This window comes from Sulfitobacter noctilucae, assembly GCF_000622365.1.
Lineage (GTDB): Bacteria > Pseudomonadota > Alphaproteobacteria > Rhodobacterales > Rhodobacteraceae > Sulfitobacter > Sulfitobacter noctilucae.
This window is the reverse complement of record NZ_JASC01000013.1, coordinates 239,287-263,108: the sequence shown is the minus strand read 5'-3', so window position 1 is coordinate 263,108 and position 23,822 is coordinate 239,287. Positions and strand designations below refer to the sequence as shown.

The 23,822-nt window shown below is 58.9% G+C and carries 24 protein-coding genes; 16 read left to right on the top strand and 8 right to left on the bottom strand.

The annotated features are described in order from the left end of the window. Positions 1–11 precede the first annotated feature (11 nt). From Z945_RS0108040 to Z945_RS0108025, 4 genes are read left to right on the top strand one after another with little or no spacing between them, the layout of a single operon-like run. Positions 12–947, top strand: coding sequence for a hypothetical protein (locus tag Z945_RS0108040; protein ID WP_025051589.1), 936 nt, complete (start codon positions 12–14; stop codon positions 945–947). Beyond that, positions 940–1,677 carry a 5-oxoprolinase subunit B family protein gene (locus Z945_RS0108035; protein ID WP_025051588.1) on the top strand — a complete coding sequence of 246 codons (738 nt, stop codon included), beginning with the start codon at positions 940–942 and terminating at the stop codon, positions 1,675–1,677. Before Z945_RS0108040 ends, Z945_RS0108035 begins: the two co-directional genes overlap by 8 nt. After that, entirely contained in the window at positions 1,674–2,705 is a 1,032-nt protein-coding gene (locus Z945_RS0108030; RefSeq protein WP_025051587.1) for a 5-oxoprolinase subunit C family protein, read from the top strand. The genes Z945_RS0108035 and Z945_RS0108030 overlap by 4 nt, the downstream gene beginning before the upstream one ends. Continuing rightward, positions 2,706–3,467, top strand: coding sequence for a LamB/YcsF family protein (locus Z945_RS0108025; protein ID WP_025051586.1), 762 nt, complete (start codon positions 2,706–2,708; stop codon positions 3,465–3,467). A 6-nt stretch (positions 3,468–3,473) separates the two neighbouring features. Here the strand turns inward: Z945_RS0108025 and Z945_RS0108020 are convergent, their stop codons facing one another. Further along, a complete protein-coding gene (locus Z945_RS0108020; protein ID WP_081780990.1) occupies positions 3,474–6,413 on the bottom strand; it encodes an ABC transporter transmembrane domain-containing protein in 2,940 nt (979 codons plus the stop codon). Between the two features lie 188 nt (positions 6,414–6,601). Between Z945_RS0108020 and Z945_RS0108015 the strand changes: the two genes are divergently transcribed. Further along, positions 6,602–6,991, top strand: a complete 390-nt coding sequence (locus Z945_RS0108015; RefSeq protein WP_025051584.1) for a DUF3307 domain-containing protein — start codon at positions 6,602–6,604, stop codon at positions 6,989–6,991. 54 nt (positions 6,992–7,045) lie between these two features. Here the strand turns inward: Z945_RS0108015 and leuB are convergent, their stop codons facing one another. From leuB to leuC, 5 genes are all read right to left on the bottom strand, one after another. Then, positions 7,046–8,152 carry a 3-isopropylmalate dehydrogenase gene (leuB, locus tag Z945_RS0108010; protein ID WP_025051583.1) on the bottom strand — a complete coding sequence of 369 codons (1,107 nt, stop codon included), beginning with the start codon at positions 8,150–8,152 and terminating at the stop codon, positions 7,046–7,048. Positions 8,153–8,217: 65 nt separating this feature from the next. After that, the gene (locus Z945_RS0108005; RefSeq protein WP_025051582.1) at positions 8,218–9,153 is read right to left on the bottom strand and encodes an endonuclease/exonuclease/phosphatase family protein; all 936 of its coding nucleotides are present in this window, start codon (positions 9,151–9,153) and stop codon (positions 8,218–8,220) included. A 65-nt stretch (positions 9,154–9,218) separates the two neighbouring features. Beyond that, on the bottom strand, positions 9,219–10,061 hold the full coding sequence (locus Z945_RS0108000) for a hypothetical protein (protein ID WP_025051581.1): 843 nt from the start codon (positions 10,059–10,061) through the stop codon (positions 9,219–9,221). 302 nt (positions 10,062–10,363) lie between these two features. After that, entirely contained in the window at positions 10,364–10,969 is a 606-nt protein-coding gene (leuD, locus tag Z945_RS0107995) for a 3-isopropylmalate dehydratase small subunit (protein ID WP_025051580.1), read from the bottom strand. Positions 10,970–11,057: 88 nt separating this feature from the next. Continuing rightward, on the bottom strand, positions 11,058–12,461 hold the full coding sequence (leuC, locus tag Z945_RS0107990; RefSeq protein ID WP_025051579.1) for a 3-isopropylmalate dehydratase large subunit: 1,404 nt from the start codon (positions 12,459–12,461) through the stop codon (positions 11,058–11,060). Positions 12,462–12,721: 260 nt separating this feature from the next. Between leuC and Z945_RS0107980 the strand changes: the two genes are divergently transcribed. The 4 genes from Z945_RS0107980 to rlmH all read left to right on the top strand — a co-directional run bounded on the left by Z945_RS0107980 (position 12,722) and on the right by rlmH (position 15,867). Beyond that, entirely contained in the window at positions 12,722–14,074 is a 1,353-nt protein-coding gene (locus tag Z945_RS0107980) for a mechanosensitive ion channel family protein (RefSeq protein WP_025051578.1), read from the top strand. Between the two features lie 88 nt (positions 14,075–14,162). After that, positions 14,163–14,834, top strand: a complete 672-nt coding sequence (locus Z945_RS0107975) for an FAD-binding oxidoreductase (protein WP_025051577.1) — start codon at positions 14,163–14,165, stop codon at positions 14,832–14,834. Positions 14,835–15,001: 167 nt separating this feature from the next. Continuing rightward, positions 15,002–15,370, top strand: a complete 369-nt coding sequence (gene rsfS / locus Z945_RS0107970; protein WP_025051576.1) for a ribosome silencing factor — start codon at positions 15,002–15,004, stop codon at positions 15,368–15,370. Positions 15,371–15,396: 26 nt separating this feature from the next. Continuing rightward, on the top strand, positions 15,397–15,867 hold the full coding sequence (rlmH, locus tag Z945_RS0107965; RefSeq protein ID WP_025051575.1) for a 23S rRNA (pseudouridine(1915)-N(3))-methyltransferase RlmH: 471 nt from the start codon (positions 15,397–15,399) through the stop codon (positions 15,865–15,867). Between the two features lie 4 nt (positions 15,868–15,871). Here the strand turns inward: rlmH and Z945_RS0107960 are convergent, their stop codons facing one another. Both Z945_RS0107960 and Z945_RS0107955 read right to left on the bottom strand, forming a co-directional pair. After that, positions 15,872–16,225, bottom strand: a complete 354-nt coding sequence (locus Z945_RS0107960; RefSeq protein ID WP_037970792.1) for a hypothetical protein — start codon at positions 16,223–16,225, stop codon at positions 15,872–15,874. 41 nt (positions 16,226–16,266) lie between these two features. Then, positions 16,267–16,959, bottom strand: a complete 693-nt coding sequence (locus Z945_RS0107955) for a DUF599 domain-containing protein (protein ID WP_025051573.1) — start codon at positions 16,957–16,959, stop codon at positions 16,267–16,269. A 90-nt stretch (positions 16,960–17,049) separates the two neighbouring features. On the opposite strand from Z945_RS0107955, the gene Z945_RS0107950 reads away from it, so the two are divergent. The 7 genes from Z945_RS0107950 (at position 17,050) to Z945_RS0107920 (ending at position 23,734) form a co-directional block, all read left to right on the top strand. Beyond that, positions 17,050–18,498, top strand: a complete 1,449-nt coding sequence (locus Z945_RS0107950) for an FAD-linked oxidase C-terminal domain-containing protein (RefSeq protein WP_025051572.1) — start codon at positions 17,050–17,052, stop codon at positions 18,496–18,498. Positions 18,499–18,553: 55 nt separating this feature from the next. After that, complete coding sequence (locus tag Z945_RS0107945) at positions 18,554–19,672, top strand: FAD-binding protein (protein WP_025051571.1); 1,119 nt, start codon at positions 18,554–18,556, stop codon at positions 19,670–19,672. Beyond that, positions 19,669–20,034: a hypothetical protein gene (locus Z945_RS0107940; RefSeq protein WP_025051570.1), complete on the top strand. Its 366-nt coding sequence runs from the start codon at positions 19,669–19,671 to the stop codon at positions 20,032–20,034. Before Z945_RS0107945 ends, Z945_RS0107940 begins: the two co-directional genes overlap by 4 nt. 8 nt (positions 20,035–20,042) lie before the next feature. Beyond that, on the top strand, positions 20,043–21,434 hold the full coding sequence (gene glcF, locus Z945_RS0107935) for a glycolate oxidase subunit GlcF (RefSeq protein ID WP_025051569.1): 1,392 nt from the start codon (positions 20,043–20,045) through the stop codon (positions 21,432–21,434). An 80-nt stretch (positions 21,435–21,514) separates the two neighbouring features. Continuing rightward, the gene (locus Z945_RS0107930) at positions 21,515–22,318 is read left to right on the top strand and encodes a trypsin-like serine peptidase (protein WP_037970790.1); all 804 of its coding nucleotides are present in this window, start codon (positions 21,515–21,517) and stop codon (positions 22,316–22,318) included. After that, a complete protein-coding gene (locus Z945_RS0107925; protein ID WP_025051567.1) occupies positions 22,315–23,136 on the top strand; it encodes a trypsin-like serine peptidase in 822 nt (273 codons plus the stop codon). Before Z945_RS0107930 ends, Z945_RS0107925 begins: the two co-directional genes overlap by 4 nt. Before the next feature lie 127 nt (positions 23,137–23,263). Continuing rightward, positions 23,264–23,734: an Hsp20 family protein gene (locus Z945_RS0107920; protein ID WP_025051566.1), complete on the top strand. Its 471-nt coding sequence runs from the start codon at positions 23,264–23,266 to the stop codon at positions 23,732–23,734. Positions 23,735–23,822: the final 88 nt, after the last annotated feature.

The window sequence follows — 23,822 nt, the reverse complement described above, 5'->3', positions numbered from 1 at the left end:
AGTGAAGGCAGATGTATCATATCCTCTGGCTGGCATCGACCCATGCGCGGTCCTGTCTGCTGATCGGCCTAGCTGCCGGACTACTGTTGCTCAGTGTGGCCGCGCGCTTTGTGCCGTGGTTGCCGCATATGGTCGCGATCTTGCTAACGGTCACGGCACTGCGCATCGGGCACCGGGCTGCGATGGGCGCGGTTGGCGATTTGCGCTGGGGGCTGGGTTCGGTTCTGGCGCTGCAAATGGCGGTGCCGCTGATCCTGCTGGGAGTTTTGTCGCTGGCCGGATGGGGCGATACGCCCGCAGCATTGGCCATCGTGCTGACCTCGGCCGCACCCGCGATCACCGGCAGCGTCAATCTCGCGCTTTTGCTGCATTTGGATGCGGGTCGGATGATGCAAATTCTTGTGCTGGGCACGGCCGCATTTCCCCTGACCGTCTTGCCGGTACTAGCGCTGTTGCCGCAAGCCGGACCTGCGGCACAGGTGATCTGGGCCGCGCTCAACCTGCTGCTGATCATCGTACTGGCAACAGGTCTGGGCTTTATCCTGCGCGAGCGGCTCTTCCCGGTGCCTTCGGAAGGCCAGATCAAAGCGCTCGATGGGCTGTCGGTGCTGGCGTTCTCGATCATCGTTGTCGGGTTAATGGCGGCTCTTACGCCTGCACTGTTGCGCGATCCGTGGGCCGTGGCGAAATGGGCGGTGCTTGCCTTTGCCATCAGCTATCTGTTGCAGATGTTCACACTCCTTGCCTTGCGCCGCAGTCCCTTGCGCGCGGTCGCCGGACCGCTAGCCATTGGCGCAGGCAATCGCAACATCGCGATTTTTCTCGTGGCGCTGCCCGGCGATGTGCTGGCCCCTTTGATGGTTTTTATCGGCTGCTGGCAACTGCCGATGTACCTAACGCCGATGCTATTGCCGCGGCTCTACCGATGGGCGCTGCAAGATGACTGATTGGCCGAAAATCCGCAGCGTTGGTGTGTCGGGTGTGCTGGTCACTTTTGCCGGTGCCATGTCCGAGCCGGCCAACCGCGCCGCCCTTGCCTTTCGCGCCGCCGTCGAAGCGCAGGACTGGCCCGAAGTGCGCGAGACCAGCACGTCGCTGGTATCGACTTATCTGGAGGTCGATCTGGCAGTGACGCCATTGGCCGCAATGACAGAGCGATTGACCAACCTGCTGGAGAGCCGCGACTGGCAAAGTGCAGACCTGCCGCCCGGCCGTACGCTTTGGCATGTGCCGACGGTCTATGGCACTGATCTCGCTCCGCAGCTGGAAGAAGCTGCCGCCGTCGCAGGTGTCGATGTGGATGCGGCGGTGGCCGAAATATCGGCATCGCGTGTGCGGGTGCTGACCATCGGCTTTGCACCGGGGCAACCCTATATGGGCGAGCTGTCGAAGACATGGGACATTCCGCGCCAACAGGGGCTGACGAAATCGGTGCCTGCGGGGGCGTTGATCATTGCGATCCGCCAGTTGATTGTATTCACCAACGCCGCGCCTACAGGCTGGCGACACATCGGCCAGACCGCCTTTGGTACCTTCCTGCCGAAGTCTGAACGTCCGTTCACGCTGGCACCGGGGGACGAGCTGACCTTTCCGGCGATCAGTCGGGAGGAGTTTGACAGGATCAAATCCAAAGACACTTCGGGCTTGGGCGGTGCATCGCGAGAGGCGCTGTCATGAGCGGACATCTGACGATCACACACGCGGGCCCCGCATTGAGCCTGCAAGACATGGGCCGCAGCGGATACCGTGCGCAGGGATTAACTGTAGGTGGGGCCGCTGACCGCATAGCGCTTTATGAGGGCGCGGCCTTGTTGGGTCAGAAACCGGACTTGGCCGTGATCGAAATGGCGGGCTCCGGCGGGACGTTCACGGCAGATGTCGATATCCGCATCGCCCTGACCGGTGCACAAATGGTGGCCAAGGTCGAGGGAGAACAGATCGTCTGGAACGCCAGCCACCTTTTGCCTGCCGGCGCCAAGTTGGAGATCGGTGGCGCCCGCGACGGCAGCTACGGGTATCTCCATGTGGGCGGTGGCTTTGACACGCCGGTGGTCATGGACGCCCGCAGCAGTCACTTGGCGGGCGGAATCGGTGCCTTGTTGCAGACCGGCGAACGCTTGGCCTTGGGCGTGGATAAGGGGCGCGATGTGGCGCTGACTGTTCCACCGCTTGATCGCTTCGGTGGGGGAAAAGTACGGCTGGTGGCGTCCATGCAGACGGACAATTTCAGCGCGGAGACGATTGCACGTTTTACCAAGACCGTGTTTCGCCGCGATGCCCGTGCCAACCGCATGGGGGTGCGCATGGCCTTTGACGGCGAGGGGTTTGCCACTGCAGATCAACTCAGCATCGTTTCCGAAGTGGTGGTGCCTGGTGATATCCAGATTTCAGGCGACGGTGCACCTTATGTGTTGATGTACGAGTGCCAGACCACAGGGGGCTATCCGCGCATCGGATCGGTGCTGCCCTGTGATCTGCCGCGCGTCGCGCAGGCGCAGACGGGGGCCAACCTGACCTTCGAGTTTGTCGAGATGGACGAGGCGGTGGCCCTGCAAAACCGCTATCTGGCGGAGATCAAGGCGCTGGCATCAAAAGTCGCACCGCTGGTGCGCGACCCTGCAGCGATCCGTGATTTGCTGGGCTACCAATTGATCAGCGGCGCGGTGTCCGCGCGGACTGATCCGCTAAAGATGGAGGAAGACTAAATGGCGACTGTCGATCTGAATGCCGATATGGGCGAAAGCTTTGGCGCGTGGAAGATGGGCGATGATGCGGCTTTGCTGCGCATTGTAACATCTGCCAATATTGCCTGTGGCGGCCATGCGGGCGATGCGGATGTCATGGCGGCAACTATGGGGTTGGCCCGTGACAATGGTGTCGGCATCGGGGCGCATCCGGGCTTCATGGATATCGCCGGTTTCGGGCGCAATCGCATGTCGGTGCCACGTGCGACGCTGCAAAATCAGGTACGCTATCAGGTGGGGGCGGCGCTTGGGATGGCACGGGCTGTCGGGGCGCAGGTGCGTCACCTCAAACTGCATGGTGCGATGGCGAACATGTGCTCCGAAGACGAGGGCATGGCGCGTGACCTTTATGAAGCGGCGCTGAGCGTTGATCCTGACCTGATCATCATGGTGCTGGCGGCAACTGCGCAGCAGGATGCGGTTGAAAAGCTGGGCTGCGCATGGGCCGGAGAGATTTTCGCCGACCGCGCATATAACGACGATGCCACGCTGGTTGATCGGTCTTTGCCCGGTGCCGTGATCCACGATGCGGACCGCGCTGGTGCGCGGATGGTCGAGATGGTGCAGGCAGGTGCCATCATCACCGAAAGCGGCAAGCATATCAAAACCCGGTTCGACACGATCTGCCTTCACGGCGACACCGCCGAGGCGGTTCAGATTGCGGGTGCGGTGCGTGCGCAACTTGAAGACGCGGGCATCACCCTCGCGCAATTCGGCAGATAAAAGCAGCTAGTTTTTGACGTAGCCCGCAACGACCTGCAGCAGCTTGTAGGCGGTGCGGGCGTCTGTCCCGACTACGTCCAGAAACTCCTGCGCACCGATGCGCAGGCAAGTCAGATCGGTGGCCGCCCGCATGTCCAGCGCCCGTGGTTCGTTGCGGATGAGGCCCAGCTCGCCCACGAGTTTTCCGGGGCCAGACGTGGCGATAAGAACGTCGTCGCCATCCTCGACCGGCAGCAGCAGATCGGCGGTGCCTTCGACCACCAGATAGGCACCGCTGGTGGGGTCATCGTCCTTGTGAAAGACATAGTCCCCTGCGTTGGCGCTGTACCACCGCGCCCCGAAGGCCAGCAGGCGCAGCTGTTTGCGGTCCAGCCCGGAAAAGAGATCGGTTTGCTCAAGCGCCCGCAGTTTGCGGGCCAGATCGGCGCTCACGGTGTTGTCCTCATCGGCGGATACCTCCGGCGCGACATTGGAAATGCGGCCTTGCTGCAGCACAAATTTTGCGTCGAAGTCCGCGCTTTCGTCAAGGCTGCGTTCCAGCCGGATGATGGTGGCATTGGGTAGCAAGCCGCGCAGACGGTCGTGCAATCCCGCGCGCGTGGCGGCGTCAAAGCTCGATAGGACGTTATCGAGGATCAGGATATCTGGCCGCTTGATCGTGGCGCGACTGATTGCCAGTGTCTCGGACAGTAAGGCGGGCAGGTTGGTGCCGCCCAAACTCAGCGGCACGTCAAAAATCAGATCCAGCACCAGCCCTTCAAGTTTCGCGTCATAAAGCGCCTCTACGACAATACGGCGCAAATCGTCAGCCGAAGAGCCTGCCGTTTCAACGATCTTGCCAAAGAGCGCGTTTTCCAGAACCGTCAAACCCGCGACGGGCGTTCCGGCGGTGATCGGGCTCATGACATCGGTCAGGCTTTTTTGCAGGGCGGTGCTGTGCTGTTTGCGCAGATCAAGCACCCGTTCGATGATCTGGTCAGGAAAGGCAGACCCCAGCTTTTCGGCAGGAATGGCAAAGGTCACAGCAAGCAACGCCGCCTTGTCCGCAGGGGTCAACGGCTCCTGGCTGATATGCTTTTGTCGCAGCCCGACAGCCGCCTCAAAGACCGCAGGATCCAGCCCCAGTTTGCGGAACAAAGGGTGGTCGGTGCCGTCCACGCCAAAGGTTTGGCGCAGCAGATTGACCATATCGACCGCCAGCTGCAGCAGATCGGTTTCCAGGTCAAGAGTGACCAGCAGCTGCATGAAATCGGTTTGTTCAACCAGAATCTGCGGCGTAATGCGCTGATGCGGCGTGGCAAAGATCAGGTTTTCGGCAACGGGCAAGGCGGCGTTGAACTGTGCGGGGTCAAAAAAATGGACCTGATCTTCAAGTCCTGTGGCGCCGATATTGCGTCTGACTTGATCGCGCACTTCAACAAGGGCCGCCGCCAGTCTGGAATGAGTTTTTGCATCAAACCGTTGGTCCATGCCGCGGGTGAACAGCAGGCGGTCAATGTCCAACCCCTTGATCAGATCAAGCCACCAGTTGCGCAGATCGGCCTCGTCTTGCAGATCAAGTGCTTTGAAGTCGAACCAGTCGCCGGCAGAGGGCTCAGTACTATTGCCGGCACGCAGGCTTTCGCGGGTTTCAAGGGTGTCGGGTGGGTCGGAGGTGGGGTGCATCCGCAGGGGCAGCACGATGTTGTCCCCATAGCTGCCCAGAAACATCACCGGGCGCGATGTGGCATAGCCGATCCGCTTGGCAATCGTCGCTTGATGCAGTGTGGCCAGATCATGTTCGCCCAAGTGGATTTTGCCCGTGGCGGGCGTGACTTCGCGCAGCAGGACTTCGGCCAATGCGCGGCGGTCTTCGTCATCGGAGACGGTGACAGCGATGGTGCTTGCTTGCGGGAAGGTCACGTTGATTTCTTCCAGCACCGGGTTGCCGTCTTCGTCTTGAACGCTGATGTCGTTCAGGACCAGATCACCGGTCAGGCGCGGCACCTCCTCCGGTTCGCCAAAGAAGTTTTCTTCGGCCACCATGCCGGCGGGAGCGAAACGTTCGGTGATGATTTCCCAACGCAACGACATATCCTGTGACTGGTTGTAATAGGCCAGCAGCTCTTTCCAGGGGCTGGACAGATCCTTGTAAGCGGCAAGGGCAGCCACCAGTGCGCCGACGGTGATCTCACCTTTGATGGCGAGATAACCGCCGACGGCGTAAAAGAAAAAAGGCGTTAGCTGGCTAATGAAATTGTTGAGAAACTTCATGAAGAACTTCTTTTGAAAGATCTCGAACCGGATGGCATAGAGCCTGCCCAGCCGTTCCGAGATCAGCGCCAGCCGGTAGCGCCAGCCACCGTTAGTGCGAAGCGTGCTGGCTCCGGCGGCCCCTTCGCCAATCTCGGCCGCAAGGGCGCGCAACTGGATGACGCGCTTTTTGTTCAGTAGGTTGATCTGGCGTTGCAGCTTGGGGATCAGCCATGCCTGAAGCGGTATAAGCGCACAGGCGGCCAGCCCGAAAGCGATGCTTTGCAGAAAGAGAAACACCAGAATGGTCAGCATCTGGCCCGCTTGCAGCACTGGTTGGGCCACCGCATCGCCCATCAGCCCGCCCATCGGTTCGGATTCGGACGTGACCATGCTGACCAACTCGCCTTGGCTGGTGCGTTCGAAATAGGGCGCGGGAAAGCGCAGGATGCGGGCGATCAAGGTGTACCGCAGCCGCCGTAGCAGGCGTTCGGCCAGCACGCCCTTCATGGTGTTGATCCGCATTTTCATGATGCCGTGGGCAAAGACCGACAGCAAAAAGATACCGCATAGGATCATCAAAAAGGTGATCTGCCCAACCTGATAGCCCATCATGTCGATCACATCGGATGACGCACCAATGGCGTCGTTGATGATCCGCTTGGGAAGTTCCAAGGTCAGATAAAGCAGCGGGAACAAGGTAAGCGTCACCATCAGCAGAATGAGCTGATCGCGGCGCGAGTACTTCCAGATAAAGGCGAAAAGTGAGCGTTCGATAAAATAAATCCAGACGTCAAACGAATGAGGACCGCCCCACAGGCTTAGCAACAGCGCGGCGGCGAAATCAAATGATTTGCGACCAGAGCGTAATTCATTAGGATTGCATGAAAGGAGAGATACTCTTGGATACCGCTTTGCAGACAGCGCTTTTACTGCTGGTGCTGCTACAGTTCAAACATCTGGTTGCGGATTTCTTTCTGCAAACGCCGCGTATGCTCGCGGGACGCGCCGCTTACTTGCATTGGGGCAGGGTGGAGCATGCCGGGCTGCATGCCATTTTGTCGTTAATTGCTTTCGTCGCGCTTGGTGCTCCTGTCGGTTTTGTCGTTGCTTTGTGTTTTGCGGAATTCGTCGTTCATTTCCACATCGACTGGCTCAAAGGCTATCACAGCGAGAAAAAGCCATACGGGCCGGATGAGGCGAGGTATTGGTACGCCTTCGGGGTGGATCAGATGATGCACCAACTGACCTATGTGGCGATGCTGTGGATCTGGGCGTTGTATCTGGTCTGAAACGCAAAAGGCAGCCCAACGGGCTGCCCTGCGTGTTCATCTGTACTGCCTTAATTACAGGCTGGCATCCAAGGCGGCCAGAATGGCATCGCCCATTTCCGACGTGCTGATCGGCGTGCCACCTTCGGGGCCCATCAGATCAGCGGTGCGCGCACCATCGGCCAACACTTTTTCCACGGCCTGTTCCAGACGTGTCGCCTCGTCGCCCTGATCAAAGGAATAACGCAGCGCCATCGCAAAGCTGAGGGTACAGGCGATCGGGTTTGCTTTGCCCTGGCCCGCGATGTCGGGAGCTGAGCCATGCACGGGCTCGTAGAGCGCCTTGGGCCGACCATCGGCATTGGGCGCACCAAGTGAGGCAGAGGGCAACATGCCGAGTGATCCAGTCAGCATCGCCGCACAGTCAGACAGGATATCGCCAAAGAGGTTGTCAGTGACGATCACATCAAACTGCTTGGGCGCGCGGACCAGCTGCATCGCGCCATTGTCAGCGTACATGTGGCTCAGCTCCACATCGGGGTAATCCTCGTCATGGACCTTTTGCACCACTTCGCGCCACAGTATGCCGGATTCCATGACGTTGGCCTTTTCCATGGAACAGACCTTGTTGTTCCGCTTGCGGGCCAGCTCGAAAGCCGAGCGTGCTACGCGGTCGATCTCGCTTTCGGTGTAGCGCTGGGTGTTGATGCCGACGCGTTCGTTGCCTTCTTCGAAAATGCCGCGCGGTTCGCCGAAATAGACGCCGGAGGTCAGCTCGCGCACGATCATGATATCGAGGCCAGCAACCAGTTCTTTCTTCAGTGAGGAGAAATCTGCGAGCGCGTCGAAGCACTGGGCCGGGCGCAGGTTGGAGAAGAGGTCCATTTCCTTGCGCAGACGTAGCAGGCCGCGCTCTGGCTTCACGCTGAAATCCAGATCGTCGTATTTCGGGCCACCCACAGCGCCCAGCAGGACCGCGTCAACCTCAAGCGCGCGCGCCATCGTGTCGTCATGCAGGGGTGTGCCGTGTTTGTCATAGGCTGCCCCGCCAACGAGGTCATGCTCTACATCAAATGGCAGGTCGCGCTTGGCACCGAACCAGTCAATGATCCGTGTGACCTGGCCCATCACCTCGGGGCCGATGCCATCACCGGCAAGGATAAGCAAAGTTGGGTTGGCCATGGGACGCTCCTTGATAAAACTGTTTCAGGCGGCGTAGCGTGATGGTCCGCAAGGGTCAAGAAGACCTAGGGCATGACATCGACCCAGATCAGCGCGTGACGGCTTAAATTGGGGTTTCGGGGCTCGACGGCCGCATCTGTCACGGTCCAGTCGATTGAGGGCAGCAGATAGTCCACACGCATTGGCCCGGTTTGCGCCCAGTCCACTGTGGGTTGCTCCGGCAAGGGATCTTGCAGCCGTGGATCGGCCAGCAGGTTTTGCATCGCACGGCCAATGCCATCACCGCGCTTGGGGTCTAGGTTGGCGTCACCCAGCAGGAAAAACCGGGTCTGGGGGGGAGGGCCGAATTGTTCGTTCAGATAGTGGGCCCAGAAAGCAGTTTCATCGTGATTGCGTTTGCCGTTGCGATCCTCCGGCCCGTCAAAAACAGGCGGGGTGGCGTGATAGGTCAGCAGTGTGATCCGCCCCATCTCAGGATGCATGACCGGAACGACCCAATGCCCCTTGGACGACAGGCGTTGTATATCCAGCGCGGCCTCTGAGGGGAAACCGCTGCCGTTCTGCTCAGGCAAAAGCGCATCCGGTAGATCGCGCCAAAGCAAAGTGGAATAATCCTGAATGTCATCCGTCAAGATCGGGTAGCGCGACAGCAGCGCCATATGGCCCTGACCAAAGAACCGGCCATAGCCCTGTGCATCGCCCGGGCCACCGGTTGCGCCGTCTCCATCAAGGTCGAGATCGGTCATTCGCCCAGCATTTGGCGGTGCCGCAAAGATATAGGGGTAGGGGCTGCCTGCCTGCGCTAAAGCATCGGCCAAAGCGGCAAGAGCCAGATTTTGAATGTCGTAGTCTATGCCCTGAAGCACCAATATATCGGGATCGACGCGGCTGATTTCCGCAATCAAACCGGTGATATGTGGGTCATCGCCTTTCAGGATGTCCCGTAACAACAAGCCCGGACCTTTGCGCGACGCTTCGGTGTTGAAGGTTGCAACCCGCACCGTATCGGCGGCGGCGATGACAGGTGTGAGCCAGAGTAGGCAAACCGCAATCAGGCAAACTGCGATCAGGCGGGGCGCAGACCCTCTTCTGCGTCCGCGCTGGCATAGGTGCGGCGGCGTTTGTCTTCGATCATGTCGGCAACCCGGCCCATCGCGATGCCGCGCATGATCATGCTGGCGGGAAGGAAGGCCCATGCGCTGAGTGTCCAGATAAGGGTTTGAGCGTTGTCGAGTGTGATCGGGTCTATCAGATCGGCCGCCAGTTTGACCACTGCGGGAATGACAAACGGCAACAGGAAGCCCAGCGTGATATTGATACGGGCATCCCGCTGCAAACGGGTCAGCACGTCACCGCCCGCGGTCGGATCAAACAGCGGCAGGTTGATCCAGACGTTGAATGCGCCGTGGCGGGCGGGCCAGCCCAGCACGCGGACAAGCACCAGAAAGGCCGTCATCGCACAAAGCGACACGAGATAGGAAATACCAGCGGCGGTACGCACAGAAGATACCAGCGCAGGGTCCGCGTTCTCGGGCAGCATCAGAACCACCAGACGCACAGGTGAATAGGGGAAGTCGATCGCATTGCCCAGAATTGTCCCGATCGACGTCAGGGCATTTGTCAGCAATGTCGGATTGCTTTGGCCGCGCAGGATCAGGCTAAGGACCAGAACAGTCGTGAAAAGTGCCGCAAACCGAAGCCGGTTGAACGGCGGCGCTTCACGGAATTCGACGATGCTGGGGAAATTTGAATTGTATTCGACGAAGGTCATGAAAGCGGCAAGCAAGGCTACCAGCACTGTGATCTGTGTAGAATCGCTTGCGACGCCCGGCAACAAGAGCGCCGGAAGCAAAATTAGCAATGCCACAAGGAAACCACGCGTTGCCGCGCCTGTCATACGTCCAATCACTACTCTACCCTTCCAAACTGGCCAGTCGCGATACGTGCCGCGGTCTTGTTCCAACTTGTTGCCCCCGGGATCTGGGGGACTGCCTCATTCTTGCCCAATTTGTGCCTTCTTTCGCCTTAGTGCTCAAGTGCATTGGTTAACGATGGTGAAGATCTGGGGCATTTTGAGGGTAGGGGTGGTGCGTTCTTGCATCTATTATCAGGCAAGAAAGAGGCAGAACGCGACATCTTGTGGGCGACGCGATGGCACCCACAAGACCAGCCCTTAGTGCTGTTAATGCGTGGAGTAAGGCAGCCTGCGCCTTAAACCCAAGGGCGGCTTTGCGAAGCCTGGCTTTCAAAGGCGTCGATTGACGCCGCTTTCTCCATTGTCAGGCCGATATCGTCCAAGCCGTTCATCAAACAGTGCTTTTTGAAAGCGTCGACCTCAAAGGAGAAAACATCGCCGTCAGAGGTGGTGACGGTTTGTGCTTCAAGGTCCACGGTCATACGGGCGTTAGCGCCTTTTTCCGCGTCCTTCATCAACACGTCGATCTGCTCTTGGGGCAGGGCTATGGGCAAGATGCCGTTCTTGAAGCAGTTGTTGTAGAAAATATCTGCGTAGCTTGGGGCGATCACGCAGGTGATGCCAAAATCGGCAATCGCCCATGGCGCATGTTCACGCGATGATCCGCAACCAAAGTTATCGCCCGCCACAAGGATCTGCGCCTCGCGGTATTGCGGTTTGTTCAGCACGAAATCGGGGATCTCGTTGCGGTCGTCATCATAGCGCATCTCGTCAAACAGGTTCACACCAAGGCCGGAGCGTTTGATGGTTTTCAGAAACTGCTTGGGGATGATCATATCGGTGTCGATGTTGATCAGCGGCATGGGAGCCGCGATCCCGGTGAGGGTGGTGAATTTGTTCATTGGATTATCTCCTAGCGCGGCTCCTCCACCCTTCGGATATCTTCGCTGTTATGGCAAAGAACGTTCGAAGGGCGGAATGAGCAGCGGATTACATCAGTTCGCGCACATCGGTTAGTTTGCCGGTGATCGCCGCCGCAGCCGCCATCGCGGGTGACATCAGGTGGGTACGTCCGCCCCGGCCCTGACGGCCCTCGAAGTTGCGGTTGGACGTGGCAGCACAGCGTTCGCCGGGGGCAAGCTGATCTGGGTTCATCGCCAGACACATTGAACATCCCGCAAGGCGCCATTCGAAACCGGCTTCTTTGAAAATATCGGCCAGGCCCTCTTCTTCGGCCTGGGCACGCACAAGGCCCGAGCCGGGTACGACCATCGCACGCGTCACGGCGATTTTCTTGCCTTTCAGGATTGCAGCAGCGGCACGCAGATCTTCGATGCGGCCATTTGTGCAAGAGCCAATGAAGACGGTGTCGATGGCAACATCCTTGAGCGGGGTGCCCGCCGTCAGGCCCATATAGTCGAGCGAGCGCTGGGCCGCGCCGACCTTACCGCCTTCAAAGTCTGACGCTGCCGGTACATTGGCCGTGATCGGCAGCACATCTTCGGGAGACGTGCCCCAGGTGACGACGGGGGCGATATCTTCGCCCTTGAGCGTGATGACTTTGTCCCAGACCGCATCATCGTCGGAATAGAGTGTCTTCCACCATTCCATCGCCGCTTCCCATTGTGCGCCTTTTGGCGCGTGAGGGCGGCCCAGGCAATATTCATAGGTCTTCTCGTCGGGCGCGATGATGCCCGCCCGCGCACCGCCTTCGATGGCCATGTTGCACACGGTCATACGGCCTTCCATGCTGAGGTCGCGGATCGCTTCGCCCATGTATTCGATGACATAGCCGGTGCCGCCTGCAGTGCCGGTGGCACCGATGACGGAAAGGGTGATGTCCTTGGCCGTCACGCCGGGGCGCAGTTTGCCGGTGATCTCGACCTTCATGTTCTTGGATTTCTTCTGGATCAGCGTTTGCGTGGCCAGAACGTGTTCAACCTCGGAGGTGCCGATGCCATGTGCTAGTGCACCAAAGGCACCGTGGGTCGCCGTGTGGCTGTCGCCGCAAACCACGGTCATACCGGGCAGCGTCCAGCCCTGCTCGGGCCCGACGATGTGCACGATGCCCTGACGGACGTCGGACACGGGGTAATAGTGGATGCCGAAATCCTTGGCGTTTTTATCAAGCGCCTCGACCTGAATGCGGCTGTCTTCGGTCATGGTGGCCGCATTGGCGCGGTCCAGCGTCGTGGGCACATTGTGGTCCGGCACGGCGATGGTCTTGTCCGGTGCGCGCACGGTGCGGCCCGTCATACGTAGGCCTTCAAAGGCCTGCGGCGAGGTCACTTCATGGACCAGATGGCGGTCGATGTAGAGAAGGCAGGTGCCGTCGTCGGCCTCGTGGGCGAGATGCGCATCCCAGATTTTATCGTAAAGCGTTTTGGGGGACATAGGTCCTCTCCCGTATGGTTGTGAGTGATGGGTCTTTGTCAGGGTCCGGTCCGGTACAGGCACCGTCCGTCTGGCTGGTCAGGTCCGCGCCAGCACAGCATGTGTCGCGCCGAAAAAGCGTTCACGCAGGCGGATACGGTCACTTGAGTCGAAAATGCGTTTCATGGAGGATGAGATACCCCCCAACAGCCTTTGCTGCAAGCGTTGAAGACTTGCAGGCTGTTCCCGCCCATGCGACCTTTCCTCAAACAGGAGCCTTCATGCAAGAGTTGACCGATCCCTTCGCCGAATTCATCAGCACAATGGAGGGCTTCTGGATCAGTGTGTCAGCGTTTCTGCAAGGAGTGATCCAGCCCGGCTGGCGGCAAAATCAGGTACTTATTGTTCTGGCGATTGCCGTGCTAGCCTATCTGCTGCATGGTGCGTCGGGCCGCCTGGTAGAGCAGTGGGTGCGGTCCCGCGAGGGATGGGCCAAATGGCAGCTGCGCGCTGTGGTGCAATTCAAACGCCGCCTGGGTCTGATGTGGTTCGCGGCGCTGGCTTTTGCGGTCTATACGGTGATGCAAAACATCACCTGGCCCTCACGGTCCTATCTGATCGGGTTGGCCGCCGTCCTTGCGGCTGTGCTTGTCGGAATTGCATTCGCCACGCGGCTGGTGCGCAACCGGCCATTGCGGCGGATCGTGACCTGGGGGCTTTGGATTTACGCCACACTCTATCTGCTGAATGTCTCTGATGATGTAGCGGCGTTTATGGACCGGCTGGCGGTACAGGTCGGCGACTTCCGTGTGTCGGCTTTGACGTTGTTGACCGCTCTGGTGGTGATCGGCGTCCTGGTCACGCTGGCGCGTGTCGCCAGTCAGGCCACCGCCAGTACCATTCGCAAGAACGAGGACATCAGCCCGTCGATGAAAGTGCTGGCTGTTAAAGGCGTTCAGTTGGCCATGTACGGCATCGCTCTTTATCTGGGCGTCAAGGCGGTGGGCATTGATCTGACCGGCCTTGCGGTGCTGTCGGGGGCGATTGGTGTGGGCCTTGGTTTTGGTCTGCAAAAGGTGGTGTCCAACCTTGTGTCGGGTGTCATAATCCTTCTAGACAAGTCGATCAAACCCGGCGATGTGATTTCACTGGGCGATACCTTTGGCTGGATCCAGACCCTCGGCGCGCGCTATGCTTCTGTGGTCACGCGGGATGGCAAGGAATACCTGATCCCGAACGAAGACTTAATCACGGGCCAAGTGGTCAACTGGTCCCATTCCAATGATTTCGTGCGGCTGGATATCTATTTCGGCACCGCCTATGGCGACGATCCGCATCAGGTGCGCAAGCTGGCGATCGCAGCAGCCAGCAACGTTGACCGCGTGCTGAGTTTCAAGCCGCCTGTCTGTCACATCGTGGGATTTGGCGACAGCTCCGTGGATTACATTCTGCGGTTCTGGATCAAGGACCCCACCGGCGGGCTGACCAACATCCGCGGAAATGTCTATCTCGCGCTTTGGGATGCCTTCCAAGAGAACGATATCTCGATCCCCTTCCCGCAGCGCGAGGTGCTGATGCTGGAAGACAGCAAGTTGTCTCTATCCCGCCGTGCGGCAAAGGATGCTTCGACCTGAAGGCTCCATCTGCGGCCTACTGGCGCAGGAGGGGCGGCTGGCGGAACCTCTGATCGTACGGGGCGTTGATGAGTCAAAGGAGACATCCATGACCCAAACGATTGTTTTGAAGAAAATTGAACAGCTTACGCACGACACGCACCGCTATATTTTCAGTAAACCACAGGGCACAAGCTTTGCGCCCGGGCAGGCCACGGAGTTGGCGATCAACGCAGATGGCTGGCGCGACAAGGGTCGGCCTTTTACCTTCACCTCCCAACCCGACGACATTGATCTTGAGTTCACCATCAAGAGTTATCCCGACCACGATGGGGTGACCGAACAACTGCCGAAACTCAGCCCGGGATCGACCGTCACGATGGAAGAGCCTTTCGGCGCAATTGAAGACAAAGGGCCCGGGGTGTTTCTGGCCGCTGGTGCCGGTATCACCCCGTTTATTCCAATTCTCCGCGCCCGTGCGCGCGCCAACAAAATAGATGGATGTACTCTGATCTTTTCTAACAAGGCCGAAGACGACATCATCTTGCGCGGGGAGTGGGAGGCCATGCTGGGCCTCAGCGAAGTCTTTGTCCTCACGGATCAAGAGAGCGACAGTTTGGCAACCGGTCAGATAGACAAGGAATTTCTCGCTGGCACAATCAAGAGTTTCAGCCAAAAATTCTATCTCTGTGGTCCGGGCGAATTTGTGGACGCCATGCGCGATGCCCTGACGGATCTGGGTGCCGCAAAATCAGACATCATCACCGAAGAAGGGTGGTGAGGTCACATAGAACCGCCGATCTTGGCGGCTGTCATTGAAATGTCGTGCTGGGGTTGTTATTCTTAAACATCCCCAGCGCCCGGGGCATGGAGGCGCGAGGTAAGGAGGACAATGTCCTGGCAATCCAAGCGAACGCAGATCAGTCTGCGACACAGAAAGCACCGCTGATGGCGGTAGGTTCTGACATGGCCACAAGTGATGCACTTCTGGCCCGTATTCTCACCACACTAGACGAAGACAAAGCTGAAGACGTTGTGCAGATCTCGCTGCGCGGCAAGACAGAAATTGGCGACTATATGATTATCTGCTCGGGCCGTTCGACCCGTCAGGTGTCCGCGATCTCTGAAAAGCTGGCTCAGATGGTCAAAGACGAATTTGGCCGCACACCAAAAGTTGAAGGCAAGGACACAGGCGACTGGGTTCTGATCGACACCGGTGATGTCATTGTGCACGTTTTCCGGCCCGAAGTGCGCGAGTTCTATCAGCTGGAAAAAATGTGGACGGACGGCGGCGAAGCCGTGGCACCGAAGAACTGATCCCGCAGCGGCGGGATTAGACGCGTATGCGTGTGCATATTTGTGCAGTGGGCCGTCTTCGGGCGGGCCCTGAAAAAGACCTCATCAACGATTATTTGACACGATTTAACCGGACCGGGCGCAGCATGGCGCTGGGTCCGGCCCAGGTCGTTGAAGTTGAGGGCAAAAAGGGCGGTGGCATGGCTGCTGAGGCCACACTGCTGACCAAGGCTGTGCCGACAGGCGCGCTGATCTGTGTGATGGACGAACGCGGCAAGGTCGAAACCTCTCCTGCTTTCGCATCGCGTCTAGGAGATTGGCGCGATGGGGGCCGCAGTGATGTCGCTTTTGTCATCGGCGGGGCCGACGGCATTGATCCGGCACTACGCGCGCGGGCCGATCATGCTGTGTCTTTCGGTAAAATGGTCTGGCCGCATATGCTGGTGCGCGTGATGCTGGCAGAGCAACTTTACCGGGCCGCTTCGATCCTGTCGGGCGGACCCTATCACAGGGTTTGAACGCTTACCTGATCTTGACGATGGTGATGTCCGGGCTCCACCCTGTCAACGTGTCACGCGCCTGAATGCCAACTTCCGATAGTCCTTCGGGAACGGCCACACCCGAAAGTGTGCGCGTGAAGGGTTGTTCGGTGACATGCGGATGCGCCAGATTGCGCAGGCCAAGTTCGTTGCCATCCATATCCACAACGCGCCAGGCATCGGCATAATGGTCCCAGCCGGTATCACCGTGGGACAGGGTAACCTCAAACGTCCAAAGATTACCGTTCCGCTCTACTGTCGCGTTTTGGACAGCGGGGGGATCAGCCAGAATAGGCGATGCTGCTAGAGAAAGGGCTAATATACTGCGTTTCAACATGGGAACACCAATGAGTTAAAAAGGGTATATAATCCACTGTACTACTTTTCCAATAGGATTCGCCGGGATTCAGATGCGAATTCGCGCCGCCAGATGACGATCAGTGTCAAAATTGCACCAAATAGCAGCAGTGCTGGCCCGGCGAGCCAACACAGCCCGGCCATCGCAAAATAAACCGCACGCAAGCCTCTGTTAAAGCTACGGGCCGCGACGATGTTCACCTCTGCCGCTTTATTGGCGATTTTAGGGGCGTCTGGGTGAGTGACGTCGTTTGGCACCGCCCCCATGATCACCGAACAATAGCCGAACAGCCTGTTTGACCAAACGAATTTCAGAAAAGCATTTGTCAGGAAGAAGACGACGATCAGCAACTTGATCTCCCAGACGATGTCGGGATGGGAGATTTGGGTGATGTCCTGCGCCACCCCGGAAAGCCGGTCTGAGTTGCCGATCAAGGCCAATGTACCGCCGATGGCGATCATCGCTGTCGACGCAAAGAACGAGGTGCTTTGCCGCAGGGTTGCGATGGTCTGGGCATCGAAGATGCGCGGTTGACGGGTGATCATTTCGCGCATCCAGTCGCGGCGATAGTCCGCCATGATCCGCGAGACCGAGGGCTTTTTCGCGCTTGGATGTTCAACCAGCCAACCGATGAGCAGCCAACAGGCAAAGAGGACCGCGATTGCACCGAAATCCAGAGGGCCGAAGAGAGTGAAGCGGTCTGTCCAATTCATGCTATGGTCATAGAGCGATGAGATGTTTATTGCCAACTGTCATTATTGGTCATATTATTTTACCAAATTACCCCAAAGGAGATCTGGCCGATGCAAATGCCTATTCCTGACGCCGCTGTGATGGCCCGCAAGGCGCGTGTGGTGGAGCGGTTGCTTGGCGTTCTGCCAGCAGATGCGGTGATTTATGAAGAGCGCGAGACAAAAGCCTACGAATGTGATGCGCTGACTGCCTACCGCTGTCCGCCGATGGTGGCGGTTTTGCCATCTAGCACGCAGGAAGTCTCGGACGTGCTGCGAATATGCCATGAGGAAGGTGTACCGGTGGTGCCGCGCGGCTCTGGCACGTCGCTTGCAGGCGGGGCGCTGCCCACGGCGGACTGTGTGATCCTTGGCGTGGCGCGGATGAACGATGTGATCGAGACCGATTACGACAACCGGCTCATCCGGGTGCAGACAGGGCGGACCAACCTGTCGGTGACCGGAGCCGTCGAGACCGACGGCTTTTTCTACGCGCCGGACCCGTCTTCGCAATTGGCCTGTGCGATTGCGGGCAATATCGCGATGAATTCCGGCGGGGCGCATTGCCTGAAATACGGTGTGACCACGAACAACCTGCTGGGCGTCAAAATGGTGATGATGGACGGCGAGGTCATAGAAATCGGCGGTGGCCATATGGATGCGGGTGGGCTGGACCTGTTGGGGGTGATCTGCGGTTCAGAAGGCCAGTTGGGCGTCGTGACCGAGGCGATTTTGCGCATTCTGCCCAAACCCGAAGGGGCGCGGCCTGTGTTGATGGGATTTGACGATACTGTTGTTGCTGGTGCTTGCGTGAGCGACATCATCAAGGCTGGCGTTTTGCCGGTCGCGATCGAGTTTATGGACCGCCCCTGCATTGAAGCAACGGAGGCGTTTGCCAAGGCGGGATACCCGATGTGCGAGGCGCTGTTGATTGTAGAGGTCGAAGGGTCTGTTGCAGAGATCGACCACCAATTGCGCCTGATCATGGAGATTGCGCGGCGGCACAATCCGGTCGAGTTGCGCGAGAGTAAATCCGCAGAGGAAAGCGGCAAGATCTGGCTGGGACGCAAGTCGGCATTCGGGGCAATGGGGCAGATCAACGACTATATGTGTCTGGACGGGACCATCCCGGTCAGCAGCCTGCCGCTGGTATTGCGCCGGATCGGCGAGATGTCGGATGAGTTTGGCCTGAAGGTCGGCAATGTGTTCCATGCGGGCGACGGCAACATGCACCCGCTGATCCTGTTTGATGCAAACAAGCCCGGTGATCTGGAACTGTGTGAAGAATTTGGTGCGGAAATCCTGAAGCTTTGTGTCGAAGTTGGTGGGTGCCTGACTGGCGAGCACGGTGTCGGGATCGAAAAGCGCGATCTGATGCATGTGCAATATGCGCCTGCCGATTTGGAAGCGCAGATGGCGGTAAAGGATGTGTTTGATCCCGGCTGGCTTTTGAACCCGGCCAAGGTTTTTCCACTGGATGCGTCTGATGCGCGGCGCGGCTTGGCACTGGCAGCGGAATGAACGCATGCGGGCGGTGCCCGTAGGCGGTGTGGACGGTATATAAGGCCAAAGAGAGATGCAGGTTGTAACAGAACAGGAACTGGCGGAGCAGATTGCAGGGGCCAGTGGGCCCTTGTCGGTGCGGGGTGGCGGAACGCGCGGTATGGCACCGGCTGGTGAGGTCTTGTCCACGGCTGGGTTGTCAGGGATCACGCTGTATGAGCCGGGTGCCATGACGATGGTGGCGCAGGCCGGGACGCCGGTTGCACAGATCGAAGCGGCGCTTGCAGAAGAAAACCAGCGGTTGGCGTTTGAACCGATGGACCATCGTGGACTGATCGGAACGCAGGGTGAGCCGACAATCGGCGGTGTTTTTGCGGCCAATGTCAGCGGGCCACGCCGGATATCGGTGGGGGCGGCGCGGGATTTTCTGTTGGGTGTGCGCTTTGTCGATGGGCAGGGCACTGTCATCAAGAATGGCGGACGCGTGATGAAAAATGTTACCGGCTATGATCTGGTCAAACTGATGGCGGGATCTTTCGGCACCTTGGGGGTATTGAGCGAAGTCTCGTTCAAAGTGTTGCCGCGTCCCGAGACGCAAGGGTCGTTGATTTTGCACGGTCTGGACGACGCCCGGGCGGTCGGGGCGATGAGCCGCGCTATGGGCAGCCCGTTCGAGGTGAGCGGAGCCTGCCATGATTCGCAAAGCGGCCAAACCGTGCTGCGTGTCGAGGGGTTTGAGGCGAGTGTCGCCTATCGGCTGGAGCAGTTGCGCGGTGTCTTGAACGCTGGTGGGTCCGAGATGGTGATGTTGGATGCCGATGCGTCCGAGACCTTTTGGCACGATCAGCGGCAGGTGCAGAGCTTTCAAGGGACGGACGGAGATATCTGGCGGCTGTCTTGCAAGCCCTCGGACGCACCCGAGCTGGCCGCCAAGGCAGGCGCGGAGGCCCATCTTTTTGACTGGGCCGGTGGATTGATCTGGCTGCGGATGGCGGCGGGCACCGATCTGCGCGCGCGTTTGGGGGGCTTTGACGGGCATGCGACGCTGTTGCGCGGCGATACACAGACCAAAGCGCGGCTGGGCGTGTTCCAGCTCGAAAGCGCGGGGGTTGCGCGGCTGACCGCCGGATTGCGGGCGCGGTTTGACCCCAAGGGGGTGTTCAACGCTGGTTTGATGGACGCGGCCGCATGAACCTTGCAGTGATCTTTGCTGTATTCTTCATCGGAGGGCCGCTTGGTTTCCGGATGTTGACGCGGCGGGGTGAGGCGCTGATCGGCCAGCGTGCACTGGCCGCCTGCATTGCGCTGCTGGCGGCGGGTGGATTGATCTTGCGCTACGGCTTTGCTGACCTGTGGGGGCGGCATTTTGCGCTTACTGTGGTCAGCATCCTGCTGATCTGGTTTGCCTGGATTGGTGTGCTGGCCTATGGCGCGCGGGCGTTGCGGCATGTTGACCGGGGTCTCGCGATGCGGCGCTGGACCGGGGTGATTGGCGCGGCGGGCACAACGATGCCGTGGTTCGGCCTTGCTTCGGCAGATATGTTTTACGGGTAGGAATTCATATGCAGACCACTTTTACCGACGCGCAATTGCGCGACCCTGCCATCCAGCGCAGCAACGAAATTTTGCGCTCTTGCGTGCATTGCGGATTCTGCACGGCAACCTGCCCCACCTATCAGGTGCTTGGCGATGAATTGGACAGCCCGCGTGGGCGGATTTACCTGATCAAGGACATGCTTGAAAACGAGCGTGTGCCTGATGAAAAGACGGTCAAACACATCGACCGCTGTCTGTCGTGTCTGGCGTGCATGACAACCTGTCCGTCGGGGGTGCACTACATGCATCTGATTGATCATGCGCGAGAATACATTGATCAGCGGTACAAGCGGCCCCTCTCGGATCGCGCCTTGCGCTGGGTCCTGGCGCGGATTTTGCCCTATCCGATGCGGTTTCGTGTCGCGCTTTTGGGAGCCAAGATCGGGCGGCCTTTTGCTAGGTTCATGCCGGACGCGCGTTTACGGGCCATGCTGGAGATGGCACCGAAGGTGATCCCGCCGGTCAGTCGCAATGATGATCCACAGACCTTTGCCGCCGAAACCCCTCGCAAAAAACGGGTCGCGCTGATGACCGGCTGTGCACAGAAAGCGCTGAACACGGACATCAATGATGCCACGATCCGGCTACTGACGCGGCTGGGTTGCGATGTCGTTGTCGCCGAAGGTGCCGGATGTTGTGGTGCGCTGACCCATCACATGGGCAAAACCTCCGAAAGCCACGCGACTGCGGCAAAAAACATCAAGGCATGGTGTGCGGAAATGGACGGCGACGGGCTGGATGCCATTGTGATCAACACCAGCGGCTGTGGCACCACCGTCAAGGATTACGGGCATATGTTCCGCAATGACCCACTGACCGCTGACGCCGCGCGGGTTTCTGCCATCGCGAAAGATGTGTCCGAGGTGCTGATGGACCTGAGCCAAGAGACGCCTGAGCCGCCAGCACCCCGCCCGGCTAAAGGCAAGATCGCAGGAATAGATCGGCATATCCGGCAGGAGCCTGTGCCCGAAGGCATGGTGGTCGCCTATCACGCGGCTTGTTCCTTGCAGCATGGCCAACAAATCAAGACCTATCCCAAAGACTTGCTGAAGAAGGCCGGGTTTACGGTAGTGGAGCCATCGGACCCGCATTTGTGTTGTGGGTCTGCGGGCACCTATAACCTGATGCAGCCCGAAATTTCGGCGCAGTTGAAGGAACGCAAGGTGCGCACGTTGGAGGCCAAAAAGCCCGATGTGATCGCCGCTGGCAATATCGGATGCATGATGCAGATCGGCTCAGCGGCCAAAATGCCGATTGTGCATACGGTTGAATTGCTTGACTGGGCGTCGGGTGGCCCCAAACCACCGGCGCTTTGTGGCGAAACTTTGCCTGATCCGGCTATTCCCCGACTTCGTTAACCTAGTTGCCCTATTTTCGCCGCAAGTCTTCGCTATCCGGACCCTCTGATTAATGATGGGGTAAGTCTGTGCGGCGATGGATGTCTGTTTCTTTGGTAGCAATGGTCATCGCAACGGCGGGATTCGCACAGGACGCACGGCTTAAACGCCTTGATTCCGGTGTGGACGCCAGTGCTTGGGAAGCGGTGGGTCGATTGGACATTGGCGGCACCGGTTTTTGCACGGGCGCATTGATCGCGCCACGGCTGGTGTTGACGGCGGCGCATTGCCTTTACAATCGCGACACAAAACTGCGGATTGATCACGGCGAGGTGCAATTCCTTGCGGGATGGCGCAATGGCCGCGCCGGTGCTTACCGTGATGTGCGTCGCGCTGTGGTGCACCCCGAGTTCGTCTATGATGGCGATGTGTCTTCCGACCGGGTGCGCAACGATCTGGCGCTGTTGGAATTGCAGCGGCCCATTCGCAATACCACGATCAAACCTTTCGGCACTGCTGCGCGTCCGCGTCCGGGTGATTCAGTAGGTGTGGTAAGCTATGCCAAGGACCGATCAGAGGCACCATCTTTGCAGGAGGTTTGCAAAGTGCTGGCGCAGCAGGAAGGTGTGCTTGTCACCTCTTGCTCCGTTGATTTCGGATCGAGTGGTGCACCGATTTTCAGCTTTGAGGATGGCGCGCCGCATATCGTATCGGTCGTTTCGGCAAAGGCCGAGGTGGACGGGCAGCGGGTGTCATTGGGCACGGCGCTTGGCGCGACATTGGCGGTTTTGCAGGCGGAGCTGGTCGCCGGTAAAGGCGTCTTTCAAGACGATGCACCCCGTCGGAAAAGGGTGCTGGTGGGGCAGGGCAACGCAAACACCGGAGCGAAATTCGTAAAACCATGAAGATATTCAATATTATCGCGGGCCTCTCTGTGGCCCTTTGCTTGAACGCAGGCGTTGCTGCGGCACAGTCCACCAAGCTGCGGTCGCTCGATACGCGCAACGATGCGCTGGCGTGGGAAGCGGTGGGACGGCTTGACATCGCGCGCAAGGGTCACTGCACCGGCACGTTGATCGCGCCCGATCTGGTGCTGACGGCGGCGCATTGTGTCTATGGCAAGGACCGCAAACTGGCAGAACCGGACAGCATTACCTTTCAGGCGGGGCTGACACACGGCAAAGCGGCGGCCAAGCGCAAGGTGGCACAAGTTGAAGCGCATGTGGGCTATGTGCCCAAAGGCACCCATGACATGAACAACGTCCGTCACGATGTGGCGCTGGTGCGGCTGGCAGAGCCGATCCCGACTCATGTTCTTGACCCGTTCATCGTGCATCAAGGCAATGTGCCGGATGGGCCGGTCAGTGTCGTCTCTTACGGTCAGGGCCGGTTGGATCAATTGTCGCGTCAGAACCAATGCCAGGTTCTGGGCCAGCGCGATCGCATCGTTGCAGTTGATTGCGATGTGACATTCGGATCAAGCGGCGCCCCGGTGTTTACCCACCAAAACGGACGCGGACGGATTGCTTCGGTGATTTCCGGGGGTGGTGTCTATGGTGGGAAATCAGTTGCTTTCGGCATGGCCCTTCCCGCTTTGGTATCTGATCTGAAACGCCAGATGCGGGCGAACGCGCCGCGCCCTACAGCACAGGTCCGCCGCCTGAGTGTCGGGGGCAAAAAAGGCAATTCAGGTGCGAAATTCGTGACGGCAAAGGGGTCTTGAAACCGTAAACGCCCATTCCCACATGAGTGATACCAAAGCGCCTGACTAGGGCTTTGGTGACGAAAAAAAGGCCTGTCCAATAACGGAAGGCTCACACTTTCAATCGCTCAAAGATGAGGATGAATACATGCGTAGTTTTGATTTTGCACCGCTTTACCGGTCCAGTGTCGGTTTTGACCAGATCGCCAACATGATGGACAGGGCGCTAAGCACCGATGGTTCTGCCCCCACCTATCCCCCTTACAACATCGAAAAGCGTGAAGATGATGCGTATCGCATTTCCATCGCGGTTGCGGGTTTCTCTGATGCGGACCTGTCCGTTGAAGTGCGCGACAAGTCACTGATCGTATCCGCCCGCAAAGCGGATGAGGATGAGGGTAAAACGTATCTGCACCGTGGCATCGCGACGCGCGCGTTCGAGCGCCGCTTCCACCTTGCCGATCACGTTCAGGTGACGGGCGCTGCCCATGTCGACGGGATGCTCCATATCGACCTGGAGCGGCAGGTGCCTGAGGCGCTGAAACCGCGCCAGATCCAGATCGCATCCGACGTAAAGTCGATTGAGAAAGATGTGGTCGACGCCAAATCTGTCAATTGAGGCCACCCCCGGCTTCTTGATAGACAGAGTGTCTGACCTCCTCCCCCGAGACAGACCTCGGAAAGCCCGGCGCAATGCGCCGGGCTTT